The 26,326-nt window shown below is 58.4% G+C and carries 26 protein-coding genes; 20 read left to right on the top strand and 6 right to left on the bottom strand.

The window, feature by feature from the left end; translation table 11 throughout:
* Positions 1 to 95 precede the first annotated feature (95 nt).
* A complete protein-coding gene (hppD, locus tag ACOERD_RS16840; protein ID WP_419739801.1) occupies positions 96 to 1,193 on the top strand; it encodes a 4-hydroxyphenylpyruvate dioxygenase in 1,098 nt (365 codons plus the stop codon).
* Here hppD and ACOERD_RS16835 read toward each other — a convergent pair.
* Both ACOERD_RS16835 and ACOERD_RS16830 read right to left on the bottom strand, forming a co-directional pair.
* Entirely contained in the window at positions 1,190 to 1,813 is a 624-nt protein-coding gene (locus tag ACOERD_RS16835; RefSeq protein WP_419739800.1) for a class I SAM-dependent methyltransferase, read from the bottom strand. The genes hppD and ACOERD_RS16835 overlap by 4 nt on opposite strands.
* Positions 1,806 to 3,677 (bottom strand): hypothetical protein, encoded by a 1,872-nt coding sequence (locus ACOERD_RS16830; protein ID WP_419739799.1) that lies wholly within the window; start codon positions 3,675 to 3,677, stop codon positions 1,806 to 1,808. The genes ACOERD_RS16835 and ACOERD_RS16830 overlap by 8 nt, the downstream gene beginning before the upstream one ends.
* Positions 3,678 to 3,841: 164 nt before the next feature.
* Between ACOERD_RS16830 and ACOERD_RS16825 the strand changes: the two genes are divergently transcribed.
* A complete protein-coding gene (locus ACOERD_RS16825; protein WP_419739798.1) occupies positions 3,842 to 4,537 on the top strand; it encodes an SIMPL domain-containing protein in 696 nt (231 codons plus the stop codon).
* Between the two features lie 2 nt (positions 4,538 to 4,539).
* Here ACOERD_RS16825 and ACOERD_RS16820 read toward each other — a convergent pair whose 3' ends face one another.
* The 3 genes from ACOERD_RS16820 to ACOERD_RS16810 form a co-directional block, all read right to left on the bottom strand.
* On the bottom strand, positions 4,540 to 5,244 hold the full coding sequence (locus ACOERD_RS16820; RefSeq protein WP_419739797.1) for a GNAT family N-acetyltransferase: 705 nt from the start codon (positions 5,242 to 5,244) through the stop codon (positions 4,540 to 4,542).
* Positions 5,245 to 5,248: 4 nt separating this feature from the next.
* Positions 5,249 to 6,541 carry an O-acetylhomoserine aminocarboxypropyltransferase/cysteine synthase family protein gene (locus ACOERD_RS16815; RefSeq protein WP_170457960.1) on the bottom strand — a complete coding sequence of 431 codons (1,293 nt, stop codon included), beginning with the start codon at positions 6,539 to 6,541 and terminating at the stop codon, positions 5,249 to 5,251.
* Between the two features lie 96 nt (positions 6,542 to 6,637).
* The gene (locus ACOERD_RS16810; protein ID WP_419739796.1) at positions 6,638 to 7,627 is read right to left on the bottom strand and encodes a hypothetical protein; all 990 of its coding nucleotides are present in this window, start codon (positions 7,625 to 7,627) and stop codon (positions 6,638 to 6,640) included.
* 127 nt (positions 7,628 to 7,754) lie between these two features.
* On the opposite strand from ACOERD_RS16810, the gene ACOERD_RS16805 reads away from it, so the two are divergent.
* From ACOERD_RS16805 to ACOERD_RS16765, 9 genes are all read left to right on the top strand, one after another.
* Positions 7,755 to 8,387: a cupin domain-containing protein gene (locus ACOERD_RS16805; RefSeq protein WP_419739795.1), complete on the top strand. Its 633-nt coding sequence runs from the start codon at positions 7,755 to 7,757 to the stop codon at positions 8,385 to 8,387.
* A gap of 157 nt (positions 8,388 to 8,544) precedes the next feature.
* Positions 8,545 to 9,879 (top strand): NAD(P)-dependent oxidoreductase, encoded by a 1,335-nt coding sequence (locus tag ACOERD_RS16800; protein ID WP_419739794.1) that lies wholly within the window; start codon positions 8,545 to 8,547, stop codon positions 9,877 to 9,879.
* 46 nt (positions 9,880 to 9,925) lie between these two features.
* Positions 9,926 to 10,762: a class I SAM-dependent methyltransferase gene (locus tag ACOERD_RS16795; protein ID WP_419739793.1), complete on the top strand. Its 837-nt coding sequence runs from the start codon at positions 9,926 to 9,928 to the stop codon at positions 10,760 to 10,762.
* A gap of 18 nt (positions 10,763 to 10,780) precedes the next feature.
* Positions 10,781 to 12,085, top strand: a complete 1,305-nt coding sequence (gene preA, locus ACOERD_RS16790) for an NAD-dependent dihydropyrimidine dehydrogenase subunit PreA (RefSeq protein WP_419739792.1) — start codon at positions 10,781 to 10,783, stop codon at positions 12,083 to 12,085.
* 310 nt (positions 12,086 to 12,395) lie between these two features.
* Complete coding sequence (locus ACOERD_RS16785; protein WP_419738393.1) at positions 12,396 to 13,436, top strand: IS110 family transposase; 1,041 nt, start codon at positions 12,396 to 12,398, stop codon at positions 13,434 to 13,436.
* Positions 13,437 to 13,444: 8 nt separating this feature from the next.
* Entirely contained in the window at positions 13,445 to 14,749 is a 1,305-nt protein-coding gene (gene preA, locus ACOERD_RS16780) for an NAD-dependent dihydropyrimidine dehydrogenase subunit PreA (RefSeq protein ID WP_419739792.1), read from the top strand.
* Positions 14,750 to 15,059: 310 nt separating this feature from the next.
* Positions 15,060 to 16,100, top strand: coding sequence for an IS110 family transposase (locus ACOERD_RS16775; protein ID WP_419739791.1), 1,041 nt, complete (start codon positions 15,060 to 15,062; stop codon positions 16,098 to 16,100).
* Positions 16,031 to 16,546 (top strand): transposase, encoded by a 516-nt coding sequence (locus ACOERD_RS16770; RefSeq protein WP_419739790.1) that lies wholly within the window; start codon positions 16,031 to 16,033, stop codon positions 16,544 to 16,546. The genes ACOERD_RS16775 and ACOERD_RS16770 overlap by 70 nt, the downstream gene beginning before the upstream one ends.
* Before the next feature lie 9 nt (positions 16,547 to 16,555).
* Positions 16,556 to 17,035, top strand: a complete 480-nt coding sequence (locus tag ACOERD_RS16765; protein ID WP_419739789.1) for a hypothetical protein — start codon at positions 16,556 to 16,558, stop codon at positions 17,033 to 17,035.
* A gap of 3 nt (positions 17,036 to 17,038) precedes the next feature.
* Here ACOERD_RS16765 and ACOERD_RS16760 read toward each other — a convergent pair whose 3' ends face one another.
* Positions 17,039 to 17,653 carry a TetR family transcriptional regulator C-terminal domain-containing protein gene (locus tag ACOERD_RS16760; RefSeq protein ID WP_419739788.1) on the bottom strand — a complete coding sequence of 205 codons (615 nt, stop codon included), beginning with the start codon at positions 17,651 to 17,653 and terminating at the stop codon, positions 17,039 to 17,041.
* A 170-nt stretch (positions 17,654 to 17,823) separates the two neighbouring features.
* Between ACOERD_RS16760 and ACOERD_RS16755 the strand changes: the two genes are divergently transcribed.
* From ACOERD_RS16755 to ACOERD_RS16715, 9 genes are all read left to right on the top strand, one after another.
* Complete coding sequence (locus ACOERD_RS16755; RefSeq protein ID WP_419739787.1) at positions 17,824 to 19,074, top strand: Zn-dependent hydrolase; 1,251 nt, start codon at positions 17,824 to 17,826, stop codon at positions 19,072 to 19,074.
* Between the two features lie 93 nt (positions 19,075 to 19,167).
* On the top strand, positions 19,168 to 20,622 hold the full coding sequence (gene hydA, locus ACOERD_RS16750) for a dihydropyrimidinase (protein ID WP_419739786.1): 1,455 nt from the start codon (positions 19,168 to 19,170) through the stop codon (positions 20,620 to 20,622).
* Positions 20,623 to 20,676: 54 nt separating this feature from the next.
* Positions 20,677 to 21,474 (top strand): ABC transporter ATP-binding protein, encoded by a 798-nt coding sequence (locus ACOERD_RS16745; RefSeq protein ID WP_170376555.1) that lies wholly within the window; start codon positions 20,677 to 20,679, stop codon positions 21,472 to 21,474.
* Positions 21,475 to 21,487: 13 nt separating this feature from the next.
* The gene (locus ACOERD_RS16740; RefSeq protein WP_419739785.1) at positions 21,488 to 21,907 is read left to right on the top strand and encodes an N-acetyltransferase family protein; all 420 of its coding nucleotides are present in this window, start codon (positions 21,488 to 21,490) and stop codon (positions 21,905 to 21,907) included.
* Positions 21,904 to 22,836, top strand: a complete 933-nt coding sequence (locus ACOERD_RS16735) for an ABC transporter permease subunit (RefSeq protein WP_170376556.1) — start codon at positions 21,904 to 21,906, stop codon at positions 22,834 to 22,836. Before ACOERD_RS16740 ends, ACOERD_RS16735 begins: the two co-directional genes overlap by 4 nt.
* Positions 22,833 to 23,678, top strand: a complete 846-nt coding sequence (locus ACOERD_RS16730; RefSeq protein WP_419739784.1) for an ABC transporter permease — start codon at positions 22,833 to 22,835, stop codon at positions 23,676 to 23,678. The genes ACOERD_RS16735 and ACOERD_RS16730 overlap by 4 nt, the downstream gene beginning before the upstream one ends.
* Before the next feature lie 56 nt (positions 23,679 to 23,734).
* Complete coding sequence (locus ACOERD_RS16725; protein ID WP_419739783.1) at positions 23,735 to 24,724, top strand: ABC transporter substrate-binding protein; 990 nt, start codon at positions 23,735 to 23,737, stop codon at positions 24,722 to 24,724.
* A gap of 159 nt (positions 24,725 to 24,883) precedes the next feature.
* Positions 24,884 to 25,597, top strand: a complete 714-nt coding sequence (locus ACOERD_RS16720) for an ABC transporter permease (protein ID WP_170457970.1) — start codon at positions 24,884 to 24,886, stop codon at positions 25,595 to 25,597.
* On the top strand, positions 25,590 to 26,324 hold the full coding sequence (locus ACOERD_RS16715; protein ID WP_419739782.1) for an ATP-binding cassette domain-containing protein: 735 nt from the start codon (positions 25,590 to 25,592) through the stop codon (positions 26,322 to 26,324). The genes ACOERD_RS16720 and ACOERD_RS16715 overlap by 8 nt, the downstream gene beginning before the upstream one ends.
* Positions 26,325 to 26,326: the final 2 nt, after the last annotated feature.

Genomic DNA, 26,326 nt, shown 5'->3' with positions numbered 1-26,326 from the left:
CAATAGTTTACATGAAAACAATGCGCGGAAACAGCACTGCTTAAGGCGTATTTTGGAATCAGCAAAGAAATTCCTGTTTTCGAAGGAGACGCGCCATGGGTCCTTTCCCGCATAACGCCCCGAAATCTGTCATCAGTCCCAAAAACCCCGCAGGTACCGACGGGTTTGAATTCGTCGAGTTCGCTCATCCTGAACCGCAGGAGCTGCGTGATCTGTTCGCCAAAATGGGCTTCGATCTGGTGGCTCGCCACAAAACCAAACCACTGGTCGAACTGTGGCAGCAGGGCGATGTCACTTATATCCTGAACGCGGACCCCGAAAGCTTTGCCGACAAGTTCGTCGCGGAACACGGGCCTTGCGCACCTTCGATGGGCTGGCGCGTTGTGGACGCGCAGAAAGCCTACGACCATGCCGTCTCAAAAGGGGCAAAGCCGTATGACGGTGCGGATAAGACGATGAATGTCCCGGCCATCAAGGGGATTGGGGGATCGCTGATCTACTTCATTGACCAGTATTACGATACCTCGCCCTACAATGAGGAATTCGCGTGGATCAAAGAATCGAAACCGCGCGGCGAGGGGTTCTACTATCTCGATCACCTCACCCACAATGTCTACCGGGGCAATATGGACAAGTGGTTCAAGTTTTATGGCGACCTGTTCAACTTCCGTGAAATCCGGTTCTTTGACATTCAGGGCAAGTTTACCGGCCTTTATAGCCGCGCGCTGACATCGCCCTGTGGCCGCATCCGCATCCCGATCAACGAGGATCGGGGCGAAACGGGTCAGATCGTCTCTTACCTGAAAAAGTACAAGGGCGAGGGCATTCAGCATATCGCGGTGGGCAGTGAGGACATCTATGCCTCGACCGACGCCATTGCCGAGAACGGGTTGAAGTTTATGCCTGGTCCAAACCAATCCTATTATGACATGTCCAAAGACCGTGTAACGGACCACGATGAGCCGCTGGATCGGATGATGAAGCACGGCATTCTGATCGACGGTGAAGGCGTTGTGGACGGGGGAGAGACACGGATTCTGCTGCAAATCTTCTCAAAAACCGTGATCGGCCCGATTTTCTTCGAGTTCATCCAGCGCAAAGGTGATGATGGCTTCGGTGAGGGTAACTTCCAGGCCCTCTTCGAATCCATCGAACGCGAACAAATCGAAAGCGGAGAGATTTCGGCGGCCTAAGCAGCGCCAAATACCAGCCAGGTCCAGGTTACACCTGCGCGCTGGTTGGCCGGTTGTATCGAGTCGGTTCGGGACCTGTGGTGCACCTGCAGGCCCGAACCTACCGCTTGATCAACTATGGCGTCGTCCGAAATCACATAACCGGGTCGGTCAGACGGGCAGGGGCCATGTCTGAGCGACAAAATCATCCGCCCTTGCGGCCGCAGCCGTTTAGACAGTACGCGGATAGCCAAGTGTTGGTCACGCGGAGGCAGGTGATGCAGGACTCCTATGACCAGAATGGTGTCGAACGCGGTGTCGTCTGGCAGAGCGCTTAGTCTAGGCAGGCAAGCATCAAGCCATTTAGCGGATTGGGCACCGTCACCGCGCACCGCGTGGTTTCGAAAGGCATCGACTGGCTCGATCGCCGTCACGTCGCAGCCGCGAATGGCCAGCCAACGCGCCACCGTTCCAGTGCCAGCGCCCACATCCAGAACGCTCGCCCCGGTATCGGGCACGTGATCCAAAACGGGGCGCAGGACTTCGGTAGGAGAAAGGCCGTCATAGGCCGGGATCAACCGGTGGGCGGCGTGCTCGTACCCAGCTTTGACAGTCTGAAAATACGGGTCGTCCTCAGCCACGCGGCATTTTCAAAGTCAGGTTGCGGCCCTTCTTCTGATACCGCAATTCGCTGTCGCTGATGGCGATTACCTTGCCGCCGTCAATCCGGTCTCCGATCTTGAGCTTTTTGTACCGACCACTCGGAAGGCGCACGAGGGCACGGCGATTTGCAGGTGTGCCGTAGACGCCGATCAAGTTCAGCTTGCGCAGGTTCAGGGCATTGTCGATTGTGGCCTGTCGTGCGACCGAGGCTGTTGTCGGGATTTTCGGAGCCACGGATTTCGGCTGGAATGACCCTGCCTCGTCATTGCTGGACGCTACTGCGGCGGTTGATCCCAGATTTGATCCGCTTGCGCTAGCCGACGCCACGGCCCGCGCGGGCCGTAGTTTGGGGCGAGGGACGCGAACAACGGCCAAGGCGGTGGGTGTGTAGTCGATCTCGGGCTGTACCTGTAGGCTTTCAGGCCGCAATTTGGGCCTTACGACAGCAAGCTCTTCAAGACTGTGCCCGCCCAATTGCGTGCGTTCGAAATTCTCGACCAGATTGCTGGGGCGGGGCCGGGGTCGGAGTTCGGCCAGCCTCTGGTTCACCTCATCGACCACTGGTTCTTCCTCAAACCGCACCGGTACTTCGGGCGGGACTTTTGATGGGCGACCCAAATAGACTACGATACCTTCGGGCGACAGCGCGCCTTCTGCGGTCGGTACGACCAAGCCGCGTTCGTCCAGTTCGTATTGCGCGCCTGCGATTGCGGGGCCGGGGATGCGTTCAAAGGCGGCATCCGTGTCGAAACTGCCTTGATCGGGCAGGGCAATCGCGTCGCTGGACAGATCCGGGTTGTGAATAGACGCGAGGTAGAGGTCCTCCTCGGAAATCAATGCCGGGGTAATCGGCGCTTCGGGGGCCTCCACTAGGGTGCCCGCGACCTCTTCGATGTCGCTTTGTGCTTCGGGGTCCTGTGCAATCTGTTCGACAGGTGTCGGCGCAACATTCAGCGCTTCGAGGATAGCGGCATCTGTCGGGGACAATTCTGGCTGGGCTTCAGGTTCTGGTGCTTCTTCCGCTGCCGGTGTCGCCGCGATTTCGGTTTCAGGCTCTGGATCCGTCTCAGGCGGTGAAGTGTCGTGAGTCCGCGGTGCAGACAGTTCGGCCGTATCGTTTTCGGTGGATGTGTCGTTGTCTGGGTCTGCCCCGATCAGAGACCACGCCCAAACACCAACCCCGACGCAGATCAGCGCGGCAATCGCGGGAACTGCCCAACGTTGCCCTTTGCTCGTTGTGGGAGACAAAGTGATTGCGGTCGTAGCAGGTTCGGGAGAGCGGAACGCTGTAGGCGCCGCGTCATCCGCTATGGCGTGAACCGTGGGTCTTTCTAGCTCGGGCTCGGGTGAAGGCGCAGCGACCTGCGGCTCGCTGGTCATGTCAAATACAGGCTCGCGCGGAAATTCGGCCTCAGTCGTGGCTGCACTATAGGTGACCGGCAGGAACCCGTGCTGCGCGGCAAAGGCCTGCGCTTCATCCAGCGTCTCGCGCGCGACGGCGGCGACAAAGGTGGTCGACCCCTCGGTTGCGCTGTCGTAGGACAGATCGGCCAATTCATAGGGCGTTGCCTCGGCGACTGCGGCTTGAACTTCGGACGCGATCTGATCTTCGCTTTGGCCTTCCGTGGGCAGGGCAAGATACCGCACCTGATCTGCGGGCAGCACCAGTTTGCAGCTCAGGTCGTTTTCCAGTGCAAACGCCTTGTCGTGCAGGGCTTTGATCTGGTCACTCAGATCCGGGGCCGACAAAGGCACTTCGCCAATATCGTACCATTCACCATCCGAATGGTGTTGAAGGGAAATTCCGGTCGCAGAAAAGGTCAGCGCAAAAGCGGGTTTCATAATCCGGAGGAACCACAGTTAACCATATCAACGCAAATACCTTTGTATTCGCAGGGTGATACTAAAGCAGGAACCCGCCGAGGGAAAGAAAAAGCCGGGACTTCCCCTTGTGCGTGTATGCCTCTCGGACCCATGTTGAGACAGAGTAAGTTGGAGGGATCACCTTGAAGACATTTGCTTTTTTGGCCGCGATGATGGCCGCAACCACCGCCGGGCTGGCACATGCGGAAGAACGTCGCATCAACGTGGATGCCACCGGAACCGTTCAGGTTGCCCCCGATATGGCGACGATCACCCTGGGTGTGACACATCAAAACCCCGAGGCCTCAGAAGCCATGAAAGCCACCTCGGACGCTGTGGCGCAGGTGCTTGCGCGGTTGGGCGACATGGGCATCGAAGATCGGGATTTGCAGACCCGCGACCTGTCTTTGACGCCCATCTGGTCGAATCGGAATCAGCAAAACGGGGAACCGCCCGAGATCACCGGATTTGTCGCCTCGAACCGAGTGTTTGTGCGGGTGCGTGATCTAACGCAGCTGGGTGAAGTCATGGATGCGGTCATTCAGGACGGGGCCAACGATTTCAGCGGGTTGAGCTTTGGCTTGCAAGACCCCGAGCCGATTGAGGTTCAGGCCCGTGCAAAGGCCGTGAGCGAAGCAACCGCAAAGGCCGAGCAACTTGCCCAAGCTGCCAATATCACGCTGGGGCCGGTTCAGACGATCTCGGAACGTGGGGGCGGTGTGCGCCCGATGGCCGAGATGCGGAACATGGCTATGGCCGACGCAGGCGGAGTGCCGGTTGCTGGCGGAGAGATCTCGGTTTCTGTCAGTGTCTCGATGGAGTTCGAGATTTCAGAATAGGCTCACGCGCGGGCCATCAGCGGTTTTCGTTGCTGGCCCGTTTCGTCAAAATTATCCGGGGACAACCAAGCCTCAAAGGCCTCTCGAATACGCGGCCATTCGCTGTCGAGGATCGAATACCATGCCGTATCGCGATTGCGCCCCTTGTAGTGAGTCGCTTGGCGGAACGTGCCCTCATAGGTGAAGCCCAACCTTTGGGCCGCATTGCAAGATGGCGCATTCAGCGCGTCGCATTTCCATTCGTAGCGGCGGTAGCCCAGCTCATCAAACACGCGGCGCATCATCAGATACATGACCTCGGTCGATTGCGGCTTGCGCTGCAGAAGGGGCGAGAAGTGGATATGCCCGACCTCAATCACACCCGCGGCCGGTTCGATCCTGAGGTATGATGCCATTCCAACGGGCACGTCGTTTGTATCCAGAACCGTGTGAAACATCGGGTCGGCGTCCATGCAGGTCGCGCGAGCCCAAGTTTCGAACTCCTGCTCAGAGCCAAACGGCCCGTAGGGTAGGTAGGTCCAGTTCCGGTGATCGGCGTCATTGGCAAACGCCCGGAACAATCCGGGCGCATGCCTGTTCACATCAAGCGGCACAACCGAGCAATACTGGCCCTCCATCGGGGTATAAGGCGGCGCCGGGCGCGGGAACTCGCCCGTGACCGGCCGACCGATGGGTTGACCCAGTGCGTTGGTGTCGTGCCCGCTCATGGCTCTATGCGCTGGCTTTGGCCAGAGCCTGATCCAGATCGGCGATCAGGTCGTTGGCATCTTCGATCCCGATGGACACACGCACAACGTTGGGGCCTGCGCCTGCGGCCTCTTGCTGTTCGGGGGTCAACTGACGGTGCGTGGTTGAGGCCGAGTGGATGATCAGCGAACGCGCATCGCCGAGGTTGGCAACATGGCTGAAGATCTCCAATGCGTTTACCAGCTTGATGCAGGCGTCATAACCACCCTTGACCGCAAAGGTGAACAGCGCCCCTGCGCCACGCGGATACTGCGCCTTGACCCGGTCGTGATAGGGCGATGAGGGCAGGCCCGCATAGGTCACGTAGTCGACCCGGTCATCGGCCTCGAGCCAGGCGGCGATCTTCTGGGCGTTTTCGACGTGGCGCTCCATCCGCAGCGACAGTGTTTCGATCCCCATCAGCGTGTAATGTGCTGCTTGCGGGTTCATGGTCATACCCAGATCGCGCAGGCCGATGGCGATGCCGTGGAAGGTGAAGGCCAGCGGGCCAAAGGTCTCATGGAACTTCAACCCGTGATAGGCCTGCTCGGGTTGGCTGAGAGAGGGGAACTTGTCATTCGCCGACCAGTCGAACTTGCCCGAATCCACGATGCAGCCACCGGTGACGGTGCCATTGCCGGTCAGGTATTTGGTGGTCGAATGTACGACCAGAGTCGCGCCGTGTTCAATCGGGCGGCACAGGTAGGGCGTGGCCGAAGTGTTGTCGACGATCAGCGGAATGCCTGCGCCGTCCGCGACGTCGGCCAGAGAACGGATGTCAGTGACATAGCCGCCGGGGTTGGCGATGGACTCACAAAACACCGCGCGGGTGTTTTCGTCGATGGCGGCTTTCACGGCCTCCAGATCATCGGTGTCGACGAACTTGGCCGACCAGCCGAAGCGCTTGATGGTCTGGCTGAACTGCGTGACCGTGCCGCCATACAGACGGGTCGAGGCCACAACGTTGCAACCCGGTCCCATCAGCGGGAACAGCGCCATGATCTGCGCCGCGTGGCCGGAGGAGCAGCAGACCGCGCCAACGCCACCCTCAAGTGTCGCGACACGTTCCTGCAGAACGGCGACGGTTGGGTTGGTCAGGCGCGAGTAGATAAAGCCCACTTCCTGCAGGTTGAACAAAGCCGCCGCGTGGTCGGCATCGCGAAAGACGTAAGCCGTCGATTGATAGATCGGAGTCTGGCGCGCGCCGGTTGCGGGATCGGGGCGTGCGCCCGCGTGTATCTGCAGAGTGTCGAAACCGTAGGTGGGGCCGTCAGACATCGTGAAAATCTCCTGTTGGAATATGCGTTGGCGAATCTGTAGGCTATTGCAGGCCCTTGCACAACGATCCTCTGGGTGATCTTGTGGGTGATCCTGTCAGCGTAGCCAGAGGCCTTTGGCCTTGATCGCCTTGCGGATGGCCTGTTCGCGGCCCGGCAGGGCGTTCTGGTCGAACATCTCGCGGATTTTGTGGCCTTTGCCTTGAAAAATCAGCTTCTTCATAGGGTCATAGGCCTTGAGGACTTTCTTGACCTTGTTGGGCGCCGAGACGGTCTCGAGCACCTCAACCACGTGGTCACTCTCACGGGCGTAAAGCAGCGGGAAAAGCCGGTAGTGACAACTGACCGACGCATCGAGAAGCCCGTCCGGCAAGGCATCACGCCCGCCACCGAAGGAATGGATCACCAGCGGCAAGGCGGCCTGATCCAACCAGGGGTCAAGGTTCTGCCCGGTGAGTTCGGGTATCTCTTCGTCGCGTATGGTTTTCGCATAGTCCAGAAACCGCTCGCCGAACTGACGAGGGCATTTATAGAAGAAATAGCCTGCGTTGAAATACAGAAACCGCTTCCAGTGTTCCTTGGGCTGGCTGTTATCAATCGAGCTGTCGAAATCCAGACCAAAGCGGTGATAGAGCGCGCTCCAAATCCCCTCGAACCCGGGACCGTAGAGAGTGGGTTTCGGCCAAGTCCCGTCAACCTTGAGCGAGGCGCCGGGGCGTTCGAAATCAAACGGGACCGAGGTCAGGTCGCCGGTGATCAGCGTATCGGTGTCGAAGAAGACAAACGGTTCCCCCTCGGGCAGGGCCAGCAGGGCCTCGATCTTGTTGCCATGCGGATAGCTCTCACCGAAGACATGATTGTCGAAGGGCAGGATCTCGGCGTCCAGCTGAGACAGCGCCTTGCGCACATCTTCGTTCTGAATGCTTGGGTTCTGGCTCCAACGGGGGCCGGGGTTTGGCGTGGCGACATAAAGCTTACCGTCAAAACCGGGGGAACAGTGGCGCAGGGAGGCGGCGAACAGAAGGGCCTCATATTGCAGACGGTTATTTTGCCCGATGACGACAATGTTGAATTTCTGCGAAGCCATTCGTGCCTGTTCCTGTCGCCCGTTTTCTTTGGGATTACAGCAAGCCGCAGAGGGCGTCAAAACTGTTGGATTGATTCTCGCGTTCTCCATCCCATCTCATGCAGGAAACTCAAAGCAGGAGGCCGCCATGAGGATCAACGCGGATTTCACCAAACGCGCTGCGGTGCATTTTGCTCAGACCGAGTGGGTACAATCGCCTGCGGCAGGGGTCGAGCGCAAGATGCTGGACCGGATCGGTGAGGAAGTCGCCCGCGCCACCACGATCGTCCGATTTGCCCCTGGCAGTGCCTTCGCGGCTCATACCCATGATGGTGGGGAAGAGTTTCTGGTTCTGGATGGCGTTTTTCAGGACGAAACCGGGAATTTTCCGGTGGGCAGCTATGTTCGCAACCCTCCGACCTCGTCCCATACCCCTTCGGCGGCCGACGGGGCCACCATTCTGGTCAAGCTGCATCAATTCGATCCCTCCGACCGGACGGAGGTCAAACGCTCGATCAACGGTCAGGGCGATCTGCGTCTGTTCAAGGATGAGCATGAGGATGTGCGCATCGCGCAATGGGCCGCGGGAGAGACCATTGATCTGAGCGCAGAAGGTGGGCTTGAGGTGTTTGTTGTCACCGGCAGTTTTGACGAAGGCGGTGAATCATTCGCCGCGTGGGACTGGCTGCGCCTGCCGCCCGGATCGCGGTCACAGGCCGTTGCGGGGCCGGATGGCGCCCGTGTTTGGATGAAATCCGGGCATTTGACGGGCATGATCTGACCTGATCCCGCATCAATTTTGGGCAAAATCACGGAAATCCGGGTCAAAAGCCCGGATTTTTCATTTTTTGACCGAATGATAAAATTTACCAATTGATAAAAAATCAGATTGTGGCAAGCTGAGCCTCACAACAAACATATCTACAGGGAGTAGAGTGATGGCACAGGGCCAGATGGCACCCGGGATTGTCCCAGGGCGGCTTTCCAGCGATGAGCTGACCTCGAATTTCACCGATCTGCATCCGCCTTTGGCCCCGCATGAGGCCGCCGTAGCGGCAGATCGCTGTTATTTCTGCTATGACGCGCCGTGCGTGACGGCCTGTCCGACGGATATCGATATTCCGTTGTTCATTCGCCAGATCCAGGCCGGTCAGCCGCAGGCAGCCGGTCGCACGATTCTCGAGCAAAACATTCTGGGTGGCATGTGCGCCCGCGTTTGTCCGACCGAGACTTTGTGCGAGGAAGCTTGCGTTCGCGAAGCCGCGGAAGGCAAACCGGTCGAGATCGGTCGCTTGCAGCGCTATTCGACTGACACCGTTATGGTAGCGGGCGATCACCCCTTCGAACGCGCTGCGCCTACCGGCAAAACGGTTGCCGTGATTGGGGCAGGGCCAGCTGGTCTTGCCTGTGCGCACCGTCTGGCGATGCTGGGGCATGACGTGGTAATTCACGAGTCCAAGCCGAAACCCGGCGGTCTGAACGAATACGGGATTGCAGCCTACAAATCGACCAATGACTTCGCCCAGGCCGAAGTGGACTGGCTTCTGAAAATTGGTGGCATTGCGATCGAGACGGGCTCGGTTCTGGGCGATACGATTTCGCTGGACGGGTTGGTCGAGAACTATGATGCCGTGTTCCTGTCGATCGGTCTCGCGGGTGTGAATGCGCTGCGTGCGCAAGGCACCGAAAAGTACGGTGTGCGGGCTGCTGTAGATTTCATTTCGGATGTGCGTCAGGCCGAAGATCTGGCCCACTTGCCAGTCGGGCGGAATGTGGTCGTGATCGGTGGAGGCATGACAGCGGTAGACGCCGCCGTGAAGTCAAAACTGTTGGGCGCTGAGCATGTCACGATTGCCTATCGCCGAGGGCGCGATGCGATGGGTGCTAGCCGGTATGAACAAGACCTCGCCGCCTCGCACGGGGTGCGGATTCTGACGAATGTGCAGCCGGTCGCCGTCTACGGCAATGGATCGGCGGTCGATATCGAACTGGAATACACGACCACTCGGGACGGCAGGCTTGAAGGGACGGGCGAGATGATCCGGCTTCCGGCTGATCAGGTCCTCAAGGCCATCGGTCAAACGCTTGAAGGCGCGCCCGAAGGTCTGGCGCTGGACGGTAACAAGATCGCTGTCACCGGGGCAGGGCGAACCTCTCTGGACGGTGTCTGGGCGGGTGGCGACTGCGCCGCAGGTGGCGAGGATCTGACCGTGACGGCCGTGGCCGAGGGCCGGGACGCGGCGATGGACATCCACGCAACGCTCGTTTCGTGATAGGATGGGGTATTCACCCCATTTTTATTGCTGCTGAGGTATCGTCATGTCCCAGATCGAACAAGCTGTTGCCCAACACTACACAACCGGTGCCCTGACCGAACGCGTCCGCGCGGCGCTTGAGGCCAGTGGTATTGACCCGGATGCAGCCACCGTTGCCGACCTCAAGGCCGGGGACGAGTTTCATACGGGTGGTGTGAAGGCGACCGACAACTTGTTCGCGCAGCTCTCGCCGACCCACGCAACGCGTGTGCTGGACGTTGGCTGCGGTATCGGCGGGACATCGCGCTATATTGTGGATCGGTATGACTCGACGGTCACAGGGGTCGACCTGACGCCTGAGTTTGTCGAGACCGCCAAGACGCTTAGTGATCTTGTCGGCCATTCCGACAAGTCAGAGTTTCTGGTCGGCAGCGCCCTCGACATGCCGGTTCCCGATGCTGGGTTCGATCTGGCCGTGATGTTCCATGTTGGCATGAACATCGAAGACAAGGCGGGATTGTTCGCCGAAGTCTCTCGGGCTCTGGCGACAGGTGGTACTTTTGCCTTGTTCGACGTGATGGGCGGTGAGGCGGCTGAGCCGCTTGCGTTTCCTCTGCCATGGTCCACCGTGGCCGAGACGTCCTTCGTCCACGCACCCGATGTCTACCGAGATGCCGCAAGTTCTGCGGGCCTGGAGCTGGTGGCTGAGACGGATCGTACCGAGTTCGCTCTAGCGTTCTTCGAGGAAGCCTTTGCGCGCATGGCCGAAAGTGGCCCGCCCGCGTTAGGCATCCACCTGATGATGGGCGAGACGGCACCGGAGAAGTTCCAAAACTACGTAAAAAACCTAAAGGCCGGGCGCGTTCGCCCGACCGAAATGATATTCAAAAAAACCGGCTGAGCCGGGAAGGGAGAAGCCATGGCCGATCTGACGACAAACTTTCTGGGCATTTCCAGCCCCAACCCCTATTGGCTGGCCTCTGCGCCGCCGACGGACAAGGAATACAACGTCCGCCGCGCATTCGAGGCCGGATGGGGTGGTGTTGTGTGGAAAACGTTGGGGGCCGAGGGCCCTCCGGTCGTGAATGTGAACGGGCCGCGCTATGGCGCGATCTATGGTGCTGATCGGCGGCTGCTGGGTCTGAACAACATCGAGTTGATCACCGACCGCCCGCTAGAGGTGAACCTTGAGGAAATGGCGCGGGTCAAGGCGGACTATCCGGATCGCGCGCTGATCGCCTCGATCATGGTGCCCTGCGAGGAGGAGGCGTGGAAAGCCATCCTGCCGCGCGTCGCCGAGACAGGCGCCGATGGGATCGAACTGAACTTCGGCTGCCCGCATGGCATGAGCGAGCGAGGCATGGGGTCTGCCGTGGGGCAGGTGCCGGAATACATCGAAATGGTGACCCGTTGGTGCAAGAAATACTATGACCGCCCGGTCATCGTGAAGCTGACGCCGAACATCACCGACATCCGCAAACCTGCGGCAGCAGCACGGAATGGTGGCGCGGATGCAGTGTCGCTGATCAACACGATCAACTCGATCACCAGCGTCAATCTGGACACGTTCAGCCCCGAGCCTTCGATCGATGGCAAAGGCAGCCACGGTGGGTATTGTGGTCCTGCCGTCAAGCCGATTGCCCTGTCGATGGTGTCCGAAATCGCGCGGGCCGAGGCCACTCATGGTATGCCCATCTCAGGCATTGGCGGCGTGACCACCTGGCGGGACGCGGCAGAGTTTATCTCGCTTGGCTGTGGCAATGTGCAGGTGTGTACCGCTGCGATGACCTACGGGTTTAAGATCATTGATGAACTGACGGCGGGTCTGTCGGAGTGGATGGACGAGAAAGGCTATACCAGCATCGATCAGGTCATCGGTCGTGCGGTGCCCAATGTCACCGACTGGCAGTATCTGAACCTGAACTATGTTGCCAAGGCCAAGATTGATCAGGACCAGTGTATCAAATGTGGCCGGTGCTATGCGGCTTGTGAGGATACCAGCCATCAGGCGATCTCGATGTCTGATGAACGTGTGTTCGAGGTGATGGATGACGAATGCGTTGCCTGTAACCTCTGTGTCGATGTCTGCCCGATCGAAGGTTGCATCACGATGGAGCCGATGGCAGCAGGTGAGGTCGATCCGCGTACAGGCAAAACTGTGCAGCCAGACTATGCCAACTGGACTTCGCATCCGAACAATCCGATGGCGAAAGCGGCGGAGTAAGGGAAACACTCATCCCTAAAACACCGGTTCGGTGCCACACTGCCGCTGACAGACAGGATCAAAGGAGATGGGATGAATGTGCTGTGAACGGTCAAAATTCCTGATTCTGTTATTGAGTTGGGAGAGGCGGATAGGTTTCAGGATGTATGAGCAATCTAGGGCGTTTGACCCTGTAAAGGAGATTACCCTTCACCTGTTTCCGAACGACCATCCTGAGGCGTGGGCTGTTGCCCTGACCTCGAATAGGAGTTTGGTTTGGCCGTTCACGCCCCATCCGGGGTTCCGCCTCCCAACGATGGGAGTATAGCACATGGCCTTTATTGGTGTCGATTTACATACGAATTCCTTCACGATCTGCCGCATTGGTGGGGATGGCTCAGAGGCGTTTGAGACGTTTCAACTCGCGGCGGCTGATCTTGAGCGGTTCTGCCTGAGCGTGGATGCGGAGGATGAAGTGGCGGTAGAAGCGACCGGCAACTCGGCATGGTTCTGCCGAGAAATTCGCCCCTGCGTGGGCCGGATCGTCGTGGTGAACCCACGCCAGTTCCAGGTGATCCGCAAATCGGTGAAGAAAACCGACCGCAACGATGCGCGCGCTCTGGCGACGTTCCTGTCTAAAGACATGCTCCCCGAGACACGCCTGAAACGTGCAGGTGAAACCGAACTGGCCTCTCTGGCACAGACTCGAGACATGTTGGTGAAATCGCGTACCAGGGTACTCAACAAGATCCATGGCATGTTCAATCGGCACGGGATCAAACTCAAGAAGGCGGGTTTCTCGGACAAACGGTTGCGCGCTTTGGAGATTGAACGCTTCAGCGACGTCGAACGGATCGAACTGACGGAGCTGCGGGATCAGGCGTTGCAGTTGAGTGCCGCGATCCGCAGGCTGGATAAGGCGCTGGAAGAGACCGCTGCAGCGCTTGATGGGTTTGAGGAAATCACCTCAATCAAGGGCATTGGAGCGCGGGCCGCTGCGATTTTCCTGTCCGGGATTGGCGATGTGAACGACTTTGCCACCGCCGACAAACTGGCCGCTTATGTGGGGATCGTGCCGCGTGTTGCCGCCTCAAACGGCGTTGAAATACACGGCAGGATTACGAAGCAGGGCAACAAGCTGGTGCGTACGACGCTGGTGCAATGCACGCTCAGCGCCATCCGATATTCCGGCTATCTCAACACGTTCTACCGCCGCATCAAGGAGCGGCGCGGGTCGGGAAAAGCCATCATCGCCACCGCTCGAAAGCTCCTGACCATCATCTACAACACATTGAAAAACAATTGGATATTCGAGGACTTCCCAGCCTTCAAGATCAAAAATACCAGACAAACCGCTGGACAAACATCATAGGAGAAGCCATGGCCGATCTGACGACAAACTTTCTGGGCATTTCCAGCCCCAACCCCTATTGGCTGGCCTCTGCGCCGCCGACGGACAAGGAATACAACGTCCGCCGCGCATTCGAGGCCGGATGGGGTGGTGTTGTGTGGAAAACGTTGGGGGCCGAGGGCCCTCCGGTCGTGAATGTGAACGGGCCGCGCTATGGCGCGATCTATGGTGCTGATCGGCGGCTGCTGGGTCTGAACAACATCGAGTTGATCACCGACCGCCCGCTAGAGGTGAACCTTGAGGAAATGGCGCGGGTCAAGGCGGACTATCCGGATCGCGCGCTGATCGCCTCGATCATGGTGCCCTGCGAGGAGGAGGCGTGGAAAGCCATCCTGCCGCGCGTCGCCGAGACAGGCGCCGATGGGATCGAACTGAACTTCGGCTGCCCGCATGGCATGAGCGAGCGAGGCATGGGGTCTGCCGTGGGGCAGGTGCCGGAATACATCGAAATGGTGACCCGTTGGTGCAAGAAATACTATGACCGCCCGGTCATCGTGAAGCTGACGCCGAACATCACCGACATCCGCAAACCTGCGGCAGCAGCACGGAATGGTGGCGCGGATGCAGTGTCGCTGATCAACACGATCAACTCGATCACCAGCGTCAATCTGGACACGTTCAGCCCCGAGCCTTCGATCGATGGCAAAGGCAGCCACGGTGGGTATTGTGGTCCTGCCGTCAAGCCGATTGCCCTGTCGATGGTGTCCGAAATCGCGCGGGCCGAGGCCACTCATGGTATGCCCATCTCAGGCATTGGCGGCGTGACCACCTGGCGGGACGCGGCAGAGTTTATCTCGCTTGGCTGTGGCAATGTGCAGGTGTGTACCGCTGCGATGACCTACGGGTTTAAGATCATTGATGAACTGACGGCGGGTCTGTCGGAGTGGATGGACGAGAAAGGCTATACCAGCATCGATCAGGTCATCGGTCGTGCGGTGCCCAATGTCACCGACTGGCAGTATCTGAACCTGAACTATGTTGCCAAGGCCAAGATTGATCAGGACCAGTGTATCAAATGTGGCCGGTGCTATGCGGCTTGTGAGGATACCAGCCATCAGGCGATCTCGATGTCTGATGAACGTGTGTTCGAGGTGATGGATGACGAATGCGTTGCCTGTAACCTCTGTGTCGATGTCTGCCCGATCGAAGGTTGCATCACGATGGAGCCGATGGCAGCAGGTGAGGTCGATCCGCGTACAGGCAAAACTGTGCAGCCAGACTATGCCAACTGGACTTCGCATCCGAACAATCCGATGGCGAAAGCGGCGGAGTAAGGGAAACACTCATCCCTAAAACACCGGTTCGGTGCTACACTGCCGCTGACAGACAGGATCAAAGGAGATGGGATGAATGTGCTGTGAACGGTCAAAATTCCTGATTCTGTTATTGAGTTGGGAGAGGCGGATAGGTTTCAGGATGTATGAGCAATCTAGGGCGTTTGACCCTGTAAAGGAGATTACCCTTCACCTGTTTCCGAACGACCATCCTGAGGCGTGGGCTGTTGCCCTGACCTCGAATAGGAGTTTGGTTTGGCCGTTCACGCCCCATCCGGGGTTCCGCCTCCCAACGATGGGAGTATAGCACATGGCCTTTATTGGTGTCGATTTACATACGAATTCCTTCACGATCTGCCGCATTGGTGGGGATGGCTCAGAGGCGTTTGAGACGTTTCAACTCGCGGCGGCTGATCTTGAGCGGTTCTGCCTGAGCGTGGATGCGGAGGATGAAGTGGCGGTAGAAGCGACCGGCAACTCGGCATGGTTCTGCCGAGAAATTCGCCCCTGCGTGGGCCGGATCGTCGTGGTGAACCCACGCCAGTTCCAGGTGATCCGCAAATCGGTGAAGAAAACCGACCGCAACGATGCGCGCGCTCTGGCGACGTTCCTGTCTAAAGACATGCTCCCCGAGACACGCCTGAAACGTGCAGGTGAAACCGAACTGGCCTCTCTGGCACAGACTCGAGACATGTTGGTGAAATCGCGTACCAGGGTACTCAACAAGATCCATGGCATGTTCAATCGGCACGGGATCAAACTCAAGAAGGCGGTTTTCTCGGACAAACGGTTGCGCGCTTTGGAGATTGAACGCTTCAGCGACGTCGAACGGATCGAACTGACGGAGCTGCGGGATCAGGCGTTGCAGTTGAGTGCCGCGATCCGCAGGCTGGATAAGGCGCTGGAAGAGACCGCTGCAGCGCTTGATGGGTTTGAGGAAATCACCTCAATCAAGGGCATTGGAGCGCGGGCCGCTGCGATTTTCCTGTCCGGGATTGGCGATGTGAACGACTTTGCCACCGCCGACAAACTGGCCGCTTATGTGGGGATCGTGCCGCGTGTTGCCGCCTCAAACGGCGTTGAAATACACGGCAGGATTACGAAGCAGGGCAACAAGCTGGTGCGTACGACGCTGGTGCAATGCACGCTCAGCGCCATCCGATATTCCGGCTATCTCAACACGTTCTACCGCCGCATCAAGGAGCGGCGCGGGTCGGGAAAAGCCATCATCGCCACCGCTCGAAAGCTCCTGACCATCATCTACAACACATTGAAAAACAATTGGATATTCGAGGACTTCCCAGCCTTCAAGATCAAAAATACCAGACAAACCGCTGGACAAACATCATAGGAGAGACCGCTGCAGCGCTTGATGGGTTTGAGGAAATCACCTCAATCAAGGGCATTGGAGCGCGGGCCGCTGCGATTTTCCTGTCCGGGATTGGCGATGTGAACGACTTTGCCACCGCCGACAAACTGGCCGCTTATGTGGGGATCGTGCCGCGTGTTGCCGCCTCAAACGGCGTTGAAATACACGGCAGGATTACGAAGCAGGGCAACAAGCTGGTGCGTACGACGCTGGTGCAATGCACGCTCAGCGCCATCCGATATTCCGGCTATCTCAACACGTTCTACCGCCGCATCAAGGAGCGGCGCGGGTCGGGAAAAGCCATCATCGCCACCGCTCGAAAGCTCCTGACCATCATCTACAACACATTGAAAAACAATTGGATATTCGAGGACTTCCCAGCCTTCAAGATCAAAAATACCAGACAAACCGCTGGACAAACATCATAGGAGAATGTCATGCCAGCGGCACCACCGGGCCGGAACAAGGGCGGCAACAAGGTCACCAAGCTTGACCGTGACACGTCCAAAAAGAACGTTGCCCTGTCCAAGGCCAAGCAACGTGACGCGATGGCCGCCAAGTATTTTCTTCAGCATCAGAAGCAGATCAAACGTGACGTGGACAGCCTTGAAAAGCTGAAACGCTCTCTCGAAGAGATGATGGCGAAGTTGAAGGAAGAGCGTCAGCTGGACCAACGGTTCCTTGGGCAGGTGGCCAAAAAGGTCAAGGCGCTGCAGAATTTTGACGCCTTCGTGAAGGCCTCGGCCAAGGATCACATGGCTGGGGTGCAGCAGCCGAAAATGTACACCGCGATCGTCAAGGATGCCGGCAAGGTGCCCAAGATCAATACGGTCAAAACCATGGGCGACCTGACCATTCTGATCGCCATGGTGATCGTGCTTTTGCGCCGTATTCTGGCGCTGAAACCTGCGAAATAGCGGTTACCGCGTTAGAAGGCGCGTGAACACCTGATCAAGATAGATTTTCGCGTCGGGGTATGGGTCGGCGTCATCCTCGACCAGAACGGCGCGGATCTGGACGTCGAAATCCGCGTAGTGCTGGGTCAAAGACCAGATCGAGAAGATCAGGTGATAGGGGTTCACTTCGGCGATATGCCCCTCGGCCATCCAGCGGCGGATCAGGGCCGAGGTTTCATCGACCAGCGCTTTCAGATCAGTAGACAGCACGTCATAGATATGTGGAGCGCCGCGAATGATTTCATTGGCAAACAGACGGCTTTCACGCGGGTAGTCGCGGCTCATTTCCAGCTTGCGGTGGATATATCCCAACAGCTCGCTCAGAGGATCGCCATCGGGATCGATAGCACGCATCGGGTCTAGCCACGTGTCCAGAAGACGCTCGAGCAGGGCGGCATAAATCGCGTCTTTGCTGCGGTAGTAATAGAGCAGGTTGGGTTTGCTCAGCCCGGCAGCCGACGCAATCTGATCCACGGTGGCCCCGCGAAACCCGTGGGTCGAAAAGACCTCGAGCGCGGCTTCCAGAATCGCAGCGCGATTTTTCTTTTGTATTCTGGTGGGTGCGCGGTCTTTCGGCATGTGTCCAACGTGTCTGTTTTCGCGCCATTTCATAGGGGATTTTGCTGAAAACTCCAGCGATGGCGCGCAATTTCTTGACTGATCTCGAACCCGTGATAGCGTGAGTTTGACCAGATGGTCAAATCAAGACACCAAAAGCGAGCCAATCGCAAGCAACAGGGAAGAAGACTATGGCAGCTCCGGCGCAGAATCTCAGGATCAATGGCGACAGGTTGTGGGACAGCCTGATGGAGATGGCCAAGATCGGCCCCGGCGTTGCGGGCGGCAACAACCGCCAGACGCTGACCGATGAAGACGCCGAAGGGCGCGCGCTGTTCCAAAGCTGGTGTGAGGATGCGGGCTGTTCCATGGGCTTGGATCAGATGGGCAACATGTTCGCACGACGAGAGGGCACGGACCCGGACGCGCTGCCGGTCTACGTCGGCTCTCATCTGGATACACAGCCGACCGGAGGGAAATATGACGGGGTTCTGGGCGTTCTTGGCGGGTTGGAGATCATCCGCACGCTGAACGATCTGGGAATCAAAACCAAACATCCGATCGTGGCGACCAACTGGACAAATGAAGAGGGTACACGCTACGCCCCGGCGATGCTGTCTTCGGGCGTGTTTGCCGGGATGCACACGCAGGATTGGGCCTATGACCGTGAGGATGCCGAGGGCAAAAAATTCGGCGATGAATTGCAGCGCATCGGCTGGTGCGGCGAGGAAGAGGTCGGCGCGCGCAAGATGCATGCGTTCTTTGAACTGCATATCGAACAGGGCCCGATTCTGGAGGCCGAGGGGAAGGATATTGGCGTCGTCACCCATGGTCAGGGGCTGAGTTGGACCCAGATCACGGTGACCGGCAAGGATGCTCATACCGGCTCGACCCCGATGCCCATGCGCAAGAATGCGGGTCTGGCGATGGCGCGTATTCTTGAAAAAGTGGATGAGATTGCCTGGTCACATGCGCCGCATGCCGTTGGGGCTGCGGGGCATATCGATGTGTACCCGAACTCTCGCAATGTGATTCCGGGCAAGGTGGTGTTCACGGTCGATTTCCGCTCGCCCGAGTTGGATGTGATCACTGATATGGAAAACCGCCTGCGTGTGGCGGCCGAGGATATCGTGAACGAAATGGGCCTGCAGATTGAATTCGAAAAGGTCGGTGGTTTCGATCCGGTCAAATTCGATGAGGGATGTGTGGCCGCCGTGCGCGACGCGGCAGAGCGGCTGGGGTATTCCCATACGGATATCATTTCGGGTGCCGGGCACGATGCCTGCTGGATCAACCGGGTCGCGCCGACCGCGATGGTGATGTGCCCCTGCGTAGATGGGTTGAGCCACAACGAGGCCGAAGAGATCAGCAAGGATTGGGCGGCTGCCGGGGCGGATGTTTTGCTGCATGCGGTCGTTGAGACGGCGGAGATCATGGAATAGGGGGCGCTGCCCCCGTCGCGGCAGGCCGCGACTCCCCCGGGATATTTTTAGCCAGATGAAGCAAGCGGCGCAGACCGCAACAGGGAGTTTGAAATGAGTACTGTCATCAAGAACGGGACCATCGTAACCGCCGATCTGACTTATAAGGCGGATGTGAAAGTTGAGGGCGGCGTGATCACCGAGGTTGGGCCGGACCTGCGCGGCGACAAGGAATTGGATGCGACCGGTTGCTATGTCATGCCGGGCGGGATTGATCCGCATACGCATCTCGAGATGCCGTTTATGGGGACCTATTCCAGCGACGATTTCGAAAGCGGCACGCGCGCGGCCCTGGCCGGTGGCACGACGATGGTGGTGGATTTCGCGCTGCCCAATCCGGGCGAGAGCCTGCTGGACGCGCTCAAGCGTTGGGACAACAAGTCGACGCGGGCGAATTGTGACTACTCGTTCCACATGGCGGTGACCTGGTGGGGTGAGCAGGTGTTCGACGACATCAAGACTGTCATCGAGACGCGTGGCATCAACACGTTCAAGCATTTCATGGCCTATAAAGGCGCGTTGATGGTGAATGACGACGAGTTGTTTGCCTCGTTCAAACGTCTGGCCGAGTTGGGTGGCACCGCGATGGTGCATGCCGAGAACGGTGACGTCGTGGCCGAGCTGAGTGCCAAACTTTTGGCCGAGGGCAATACCGGCCCTGAGGCACACGCCTATTCCCGCCCGCCGCAGGTCGAAGGCGAAGCGACCAACCGCGCGATCATGATTGCGGACATGGCCGGTGTGCCTCTGTACGTGGTGCATACCTCGTGCGAAGAGGCGCATGAGGCCATACGGCGCGCAAAGATGCAGGGCAAGCGGGTTTGGGGAGAACCTCTGATCCAGCACCTGACCTTGGATGAGAGCGAGTATTTCCACCACGATTGGGAACATGCGGCGCGGCGGGTCATGAGCCCTCCGTTCCGGAACAAGCAGCATCAGGATAGCCTGTGGAACGGTCTGCAATCGGGCACGTTGAGCGTAGTCGCCACGGACCATTGCGCCTTTACGACCGAGCAGAAACGCTATGGCGTGGGGGATTTCACCAAAATCCCGAACGGGACCGGAGGGTTGGAGGATCGGATGCCGATGCTCTGGACCCATGGGGTGAATACCGGGCGTTTGACGCCGAACGAGTTTGTGGCCGTGACTTCAACAAACATCGCCAAGATATTGAATTGCTATCCGAAAAAGGGGGCAGTTCTGATTGGAGCAGATGCTGATCTGGTGGTGTGGGATCCGGACAAGGCCAAGGTGATTTCATCTGAGACGCAGCAGTCTTCGATCGACTACAACGTGTTCGAGGGTAAAGAAGTGCGCGGGTTGCCGCGATTCACGCTGACCCGTGGTTCGGTTGCCGTGCATGATGGTGAGATCCAGACACAGGAAGGGCACGGGAAGTTCGTGGCGCGTGAGGCCAACACCCATGTAAACAAGGCGCTGAGCACCTGGAAAGAACTGACCGCCCCGCGCCCGGTGGAGCGGACGGGTATTCCAGCGACGGGCGTCTGACGCATTCGGGCCGCTAGTCGGGCGGCCCGCAATCCAATTTTTCAAGGCTATGGAATGAACACTGACTCTACGACCCAGCCTGTGATCGAGGCAAGGCAGCTGGATCTCACCTTCCAGACGAATGACGGCCCGGTTCACGCGCTGAAAGATGTGAACCTGACGATCGACAAAGGCGACTTTGTCAGCTTTATCGGCCCTTCGGGCTGTGGCAAGACCACCTTTCTGCGCTGCATCGCGGCTTTGGAGACGCCAACCGGCGGCACTCTGACCGTCAACGGCATGACCCCGGATGAGGCGCGGCGCAAGCGGGCCTATGGGTATGTGTTTCAAGCGGCGGGTCTGTATCCGTGGCGGACCATCTCCAAGAATATCAAACTTCCGCTGGAGATCATGGGTTATTCCGCGTCCGAGCAGGAAGAGCGCGTGAACAAAGTTCTTGAACTTGTTGATCTTGCTGGGTTTGGTGGGAAATTCCCTTGGCAGCTTTCGGGCGGTATGCAGCAGCGGGCCAGTATCGCGCGGGCTTTGGCTTTTGACGCGGACATCTTGCTGATGGATGAGCCGTTTGGCGCGTTGGACGAGATCGTGCGCGATCACCTCAACGAGCAGCTTCTGGCGCTTTGGGCGCGTACCGAGAAGACGATTGGATTCGTCACGCACTCGATCCCCGAGGCCGTGTATCTCAGCACCAAGATCGTGGTGATGAGCCCTCGGCCCGGGCGGATTACGGATGTGATCGACAGCCCTCTGCCCAAAGAGCGGCCCTTGGATATCCGCGATACGCCAGAGTTTATAGAGGTTGCACACCGGGTGCGGGACGGTCTGCGAGCGGGGCATTCTTATGATGACTGATGGGGCCTCGGATATGATCAGGCGCGCCACGTTGCAAGACGTGCCTGCCTGTGCCCAGGTTATCCATGATTGGGCCTGCCAGACGGATTGGATGCCGGAAGAACTGCCAGTTGAACAACTGACGGCGTTGATTGAAGAGGCGTTCGATCATCGTGAGATCTGGGTCACCGGTAACCCGGTCGATTGCTATATGTCCGTAGATCCGAATGAGCAGAAGATCGGTGCGCTTTATTGCAGACGGACCGGGCAAGGCATTGGCAAGCGCTTTGTCGACAGGGCCAAAGAGGGTCGCGCGTTTCTTTGGCTGACGACACACACACCGAACACGGCGGCGCAACGGTTCTATCAACGCGAAGGGTTCGAGGTAACAAGCGAAGAGCCGCCCGTGCCCCCGGATACCGTGCCGGTCTACCGGATGGAGTGGAACGCATGAAGCAGGTCTTATCGGTTCTGACTGTGCTGCTGGCCATTGCGGTCCTTTGGTATCTGGCCGTTGCACCAATGAATGTTCGTGTCTCGCTCGATCAGGCGGAACGGGCAGGGGAAACTGTGACGCCCGAGACGTCGAGGGACCGTCAGCAGGTCTCGGTCTGGGTTCTGATGGTGCAAAACCCGTCGCATATTGCAGGTGGTTATGAGCTGGACCGGCCGCGCCTGCCAACGCCCGTTCAAGTTGGGCAGGAGCTTTGGAAAACCACCGGCGAAATGGTGATGCGAGGGCGGGCGATGTCGAAACGCTCGTTGATCTATCACGGGTGGATCACGCTGCAATCCACGCTCTGGGGATTTGTGCTGGGCACGGCCGTTGGCATCCTGGGGGCCGTGGCCATCGTCTATTCCCGCGTTGTGGATATGAGCTTGATGCCATGGGCCATCATCAGCCAAACCGTGCCGATCGTAGCGCTGGCTCCGATGATCATCGTCCTGAGTTCTCAGTTGGGGATCGAAGGGCGCGGGGTGCCCAAGGCGATTATCTCGGCTTACCTATGCTATTTTCCTGTGCTGGTCGGGATGGTTAAAGGGCTGCGCTCGCCAGCCGTTTCGCAGCTGGATTTGCTTCAAACCTACAACGCGACCGGATTGCAGGCGTTCCTGAAACTGCGCCTACCTTCCTCGGTGCCTTATCTGTTTACATCGTTAAAGGTGGGCATTGCAGCTGCTCTGGTCGGGACCATTGTGGGTGAACTTCCCACCGGAGCAATTTCGGGCCTCGGCGCGCGCATTCTGATCGGCGATCAGTTCGGCACGCCTTTGGCCATTTGGGCGGCCTTGTTCGCAGCGGCCATTCTGGCGGGCATTCTAGTGACCTTACTGGACATACTGCAGCGAGTGACCCTGAAACGTATGGGGATGAGCGCATGAGCTGGTTGATCTTTTCCCTCGTCTTCTGGGTCGGTGCCTGGTGGCTGAACGCATGGCTGGCGCGGTCGATCTACCAGGACTCCAAAGGCGTGCGCGTCTTTGTGCCCGTGCTCTTTGGTGTCACACTACTGATCCTGTGGGAGGGGCTGGTGCAAGGGCTGGGCGTCTCGCCTGTGATCCTGCCGCCGCCGTCCATGGTGGCGCAGACCTTTGTGAACTCGACCGATATTCTCTGGCAAGACTTCAAACAGACTGTGTTCAAAGGGGCATTCACCGGATTTGCAATCGGAGCTACTGCCGCTTTTCTAACGGCTGTTCTGATCGACCGGTCCGTCTTTCTGACCCGAGGGTTGCTGCCCATCGGTAACTTTGTGGCCGCGCTGCCTATCGTTGGAATCGCGCCTATTCTGGTCAGCTGGTTCGGGTTCGATTGGCACTCCAAGGCCGCCGTGGTTGTCGTGATGGTGTTCTTTCCGATCCTCGTGAATACGGTGCAAGGTCTGCGTGAGGCGGACGCGATGCAGCGCGACCTGATGCGGACCTATGCGGCCAGCTATACGCAAACGTTGATCAAGCTACGCCTGCCTGCGGCGATGCCGTTCATATTCAATGGCCTCAAGATTGCCACCACATTGGCGCTGATCGGCGCGATTGTGGCCGAATACTTCGGCTCCCCCACACGCGGTATGGGCTTTCGGATTTCAACCGGGGTGGGAAGCCTGTCGATCGACCTCGTCTGGGCAGAAATCGCAGTGGCGGCAGTCGCTGGAACAGTGTTCTATGCTTTGGTGGCAGGGCTCGAAAAAATGGTAACCTTTTGGCACCCCTCACAACGCAGATAACAAGACCAACCAGACCCCGAAAACGGGGCACAATTCGTAACAAGGAGAAGATGAAGATGAAAAAGCTACTCAGCGGGGCGGTTGCCGCCTTTAGCCTGGCCGCCAGTGCATCACTGGCCGCCGATGAGGTGACGTTGCAGCTCAAATGGGTCACGCAGGCGCAGTTCGCAGGCTACTACGTCGCGAAGGACAAGGGGTTCTACGAGGAAGAAGATCTGGATGTTACCATCCTGCCGGGCGGTCCCGATATCGCGCCCACTCAGGTGATCGCGGGCGGTGGCGCAGATGTGACCGTCGAATGGATGCCGGCCGCATTGGCCGCGCGCGAAAAAGGCTTGCCGCTGGTCAATATCGCTCAGCCTTTCAAAAGCTCAGGCATGATGCTGACCTGCTGGAAGGATGCGGGGATTTCCTCGCCCGAGGATTTGAAGAACCGCACCCTCGGCGTTTGGTTCTTTGGCAACGAATTCCCGTTTATGAGCTGGATGAGCCAACTGGGCATCGACACAGGCGGCAAGGCTGAAAACGGTGTTGAGGTGTTGAAGCAGGGCTTCAACGTCGATCCTCTGCTGCAGCGTCAGGCCGATTGCATCAGCACCATGACCTACAATGAATACTGGCAGGTCATTGATGCAGGCGTGAATCCGGATGAGCTGGTGACCTTCAAGTACGAGGATCAGGGCGTTGCGACGTTGGAAGATGGTCTCTACGTGCTGGAAGAGAACCTGAGCGATGAAGCCTTTGTTGAGAAAATGCAGCGCTTTGTGCGGGCCTCGATGAAAGGCTGGAAATATGCCGAAGAGAACCCGGATGAGGCCGCTCTGATCGTTCTCGACAATGACGCAACCGGTGCGCAGACCGAAGAGCATCAAAAACGCATGATGGGCGAGATTGCTAAACTGACCGCAGGATCGAACGGGTCGCTGGACCCGGCTGATTTTGAGCGTACGGTCAGCACGCTGCTCGCAGGTGGGTCCGATCCGGTCATCACCGCGAAGCCGGAAGGGGCGTGGACACATCAAGTGACCGACGCAGCGTTGAACTAAACCAGTCAGACATTTCTGACGCAAAGACGCGGTCTCAAAACGGGGCCGCGTTTTCTGTTCCGACTGTCGGTTTCGTGTATGTACTCTTGGTGAATCTATAGTAGTATTTCCTTGTAAATTAACGCAAATCATCCATCCAGGCGCACCCAGAAGGATAAAATGCAAGGATTTGCAGAAGAATTCAGTCACGCCCTCTCTCTCATCCTCAATGGGGATGCAGAGCTATGGGCGATTGTCTTCCTGTCTCTGAAAGTATCCGTTTTCGCGGTGCTGATCTCGGCGCTGATCGGGATGCCCGTTGGGGCAGCGCTGGCCGTGGCGCGCTTTCCCGGTCGCCGCGCGTTGATCGTGCTGATGAATGCTCTGATGGGGTTCCCGCCGGTGGTGGTTGGGCTGCTGGTTTATCTGATGCTGTCCCGTTCGGGACCTTTGGGAGTGTTGGAGTTGCTCTATACACCCACCGCTATGATCATCGCGCAGGTGGTTTTGGTCACGCCCATCGTCGCCGCGCTGACCCGGCAAGTGGTTGAGATGTTGGCCGAAGAATACTCGGAACAACTCCGTTCACTTGGGGTGTCGCGTCTGGCCTCGGTTCCGGTGTTGTTGTGGGATGCGCGCTTGGCTTTGATTACTGCGCTTTTGGCCGGGTTTGGACGGGCCATTGCCGAGGTGGGCGCCGTGATCATCGTGGGCGGCAACATCAATCACGTCACGCGGGTCATGACGACGACAATCGCGCTCGAGACCTCCAAGGGCAATCTGGCTTTGGCGCTGGCGCTGGGGGCGATCCTGATCGGGATCGCGGTGGCTGTGAACGCCATGGTCAGCGCCGCCAGCCTCCGCGCCGAACGGGAGGGGTTGCGTCATGCGTGATCTGACCTTTGAGATGACACAGTCCCTGCAGGTCCGCGATCTGGTCATCCGGCGCAACGGACAGGTCCTTCTGGATGTGGCTGATCTAACACTGGACGGGCCGGGGCCAACACTGTTGCTGGGTCCTAACGGGGCGGGCAAAAGCCTGCTTTTACGGTGTCTGCATGGGTTGATCTCACCAGATCAGGGGCAGGTTGTTCAAGATGGCACTCCGCTGAATGCCTCTCATACAGCGCGGCAGGCGATGGTGTTCCAGCAGCCGGTTCTTCTGCGCCGATCGGTTTCCGCCAATCTGGACTTCGTGCTGAAACGGCAGGGGCTGGGGCGTCGCGCGCGCAAACTTCGGATTGCCGAGCTGTTGGCCGAAGGGGGCCTTGAGGGCAAAGCCCGGCAGCCCGCGCGGTTTTTGTCGGGCGGGGAGGCGCAACGGCTGGCGATCCTGCGGGCTTTGGCGATGACCCCTGAGACCCTGTTTCTGGATGAGCCGACCAGCGCACTGGACCCAAGCGCTGTGCAGATGATTGAGCGCATGATCCTGCGAGCCTCGGCGCGTGGAGTGCGGCTCGTCATGGTGACACATGATATCGGACAAGCGCGGCGATTGGCTGCGGATATTGTGATGATGCAGGGCGGGCGTGTGGTGGAACACGGACCTGCCAAACAGGTTCTGGATGCCCCTGAAAGCGACGCATCACGTCGCTATCTCTCGGGCGCATTGGTTACATAACA

It is taken from the genome of Ruegeria sp. (assembly GCF_965199275.1).
Lineage (GTDB): Bacteria > Pseudomonadota > Alphaproteobacteria > Rhodobacterales > Rhodobacteraceae > Ruegeria.
Note: the sequence above shows the minus strand (reverse complement) of the source record. Positions and strands in the feature narration are given on the sequence as shown.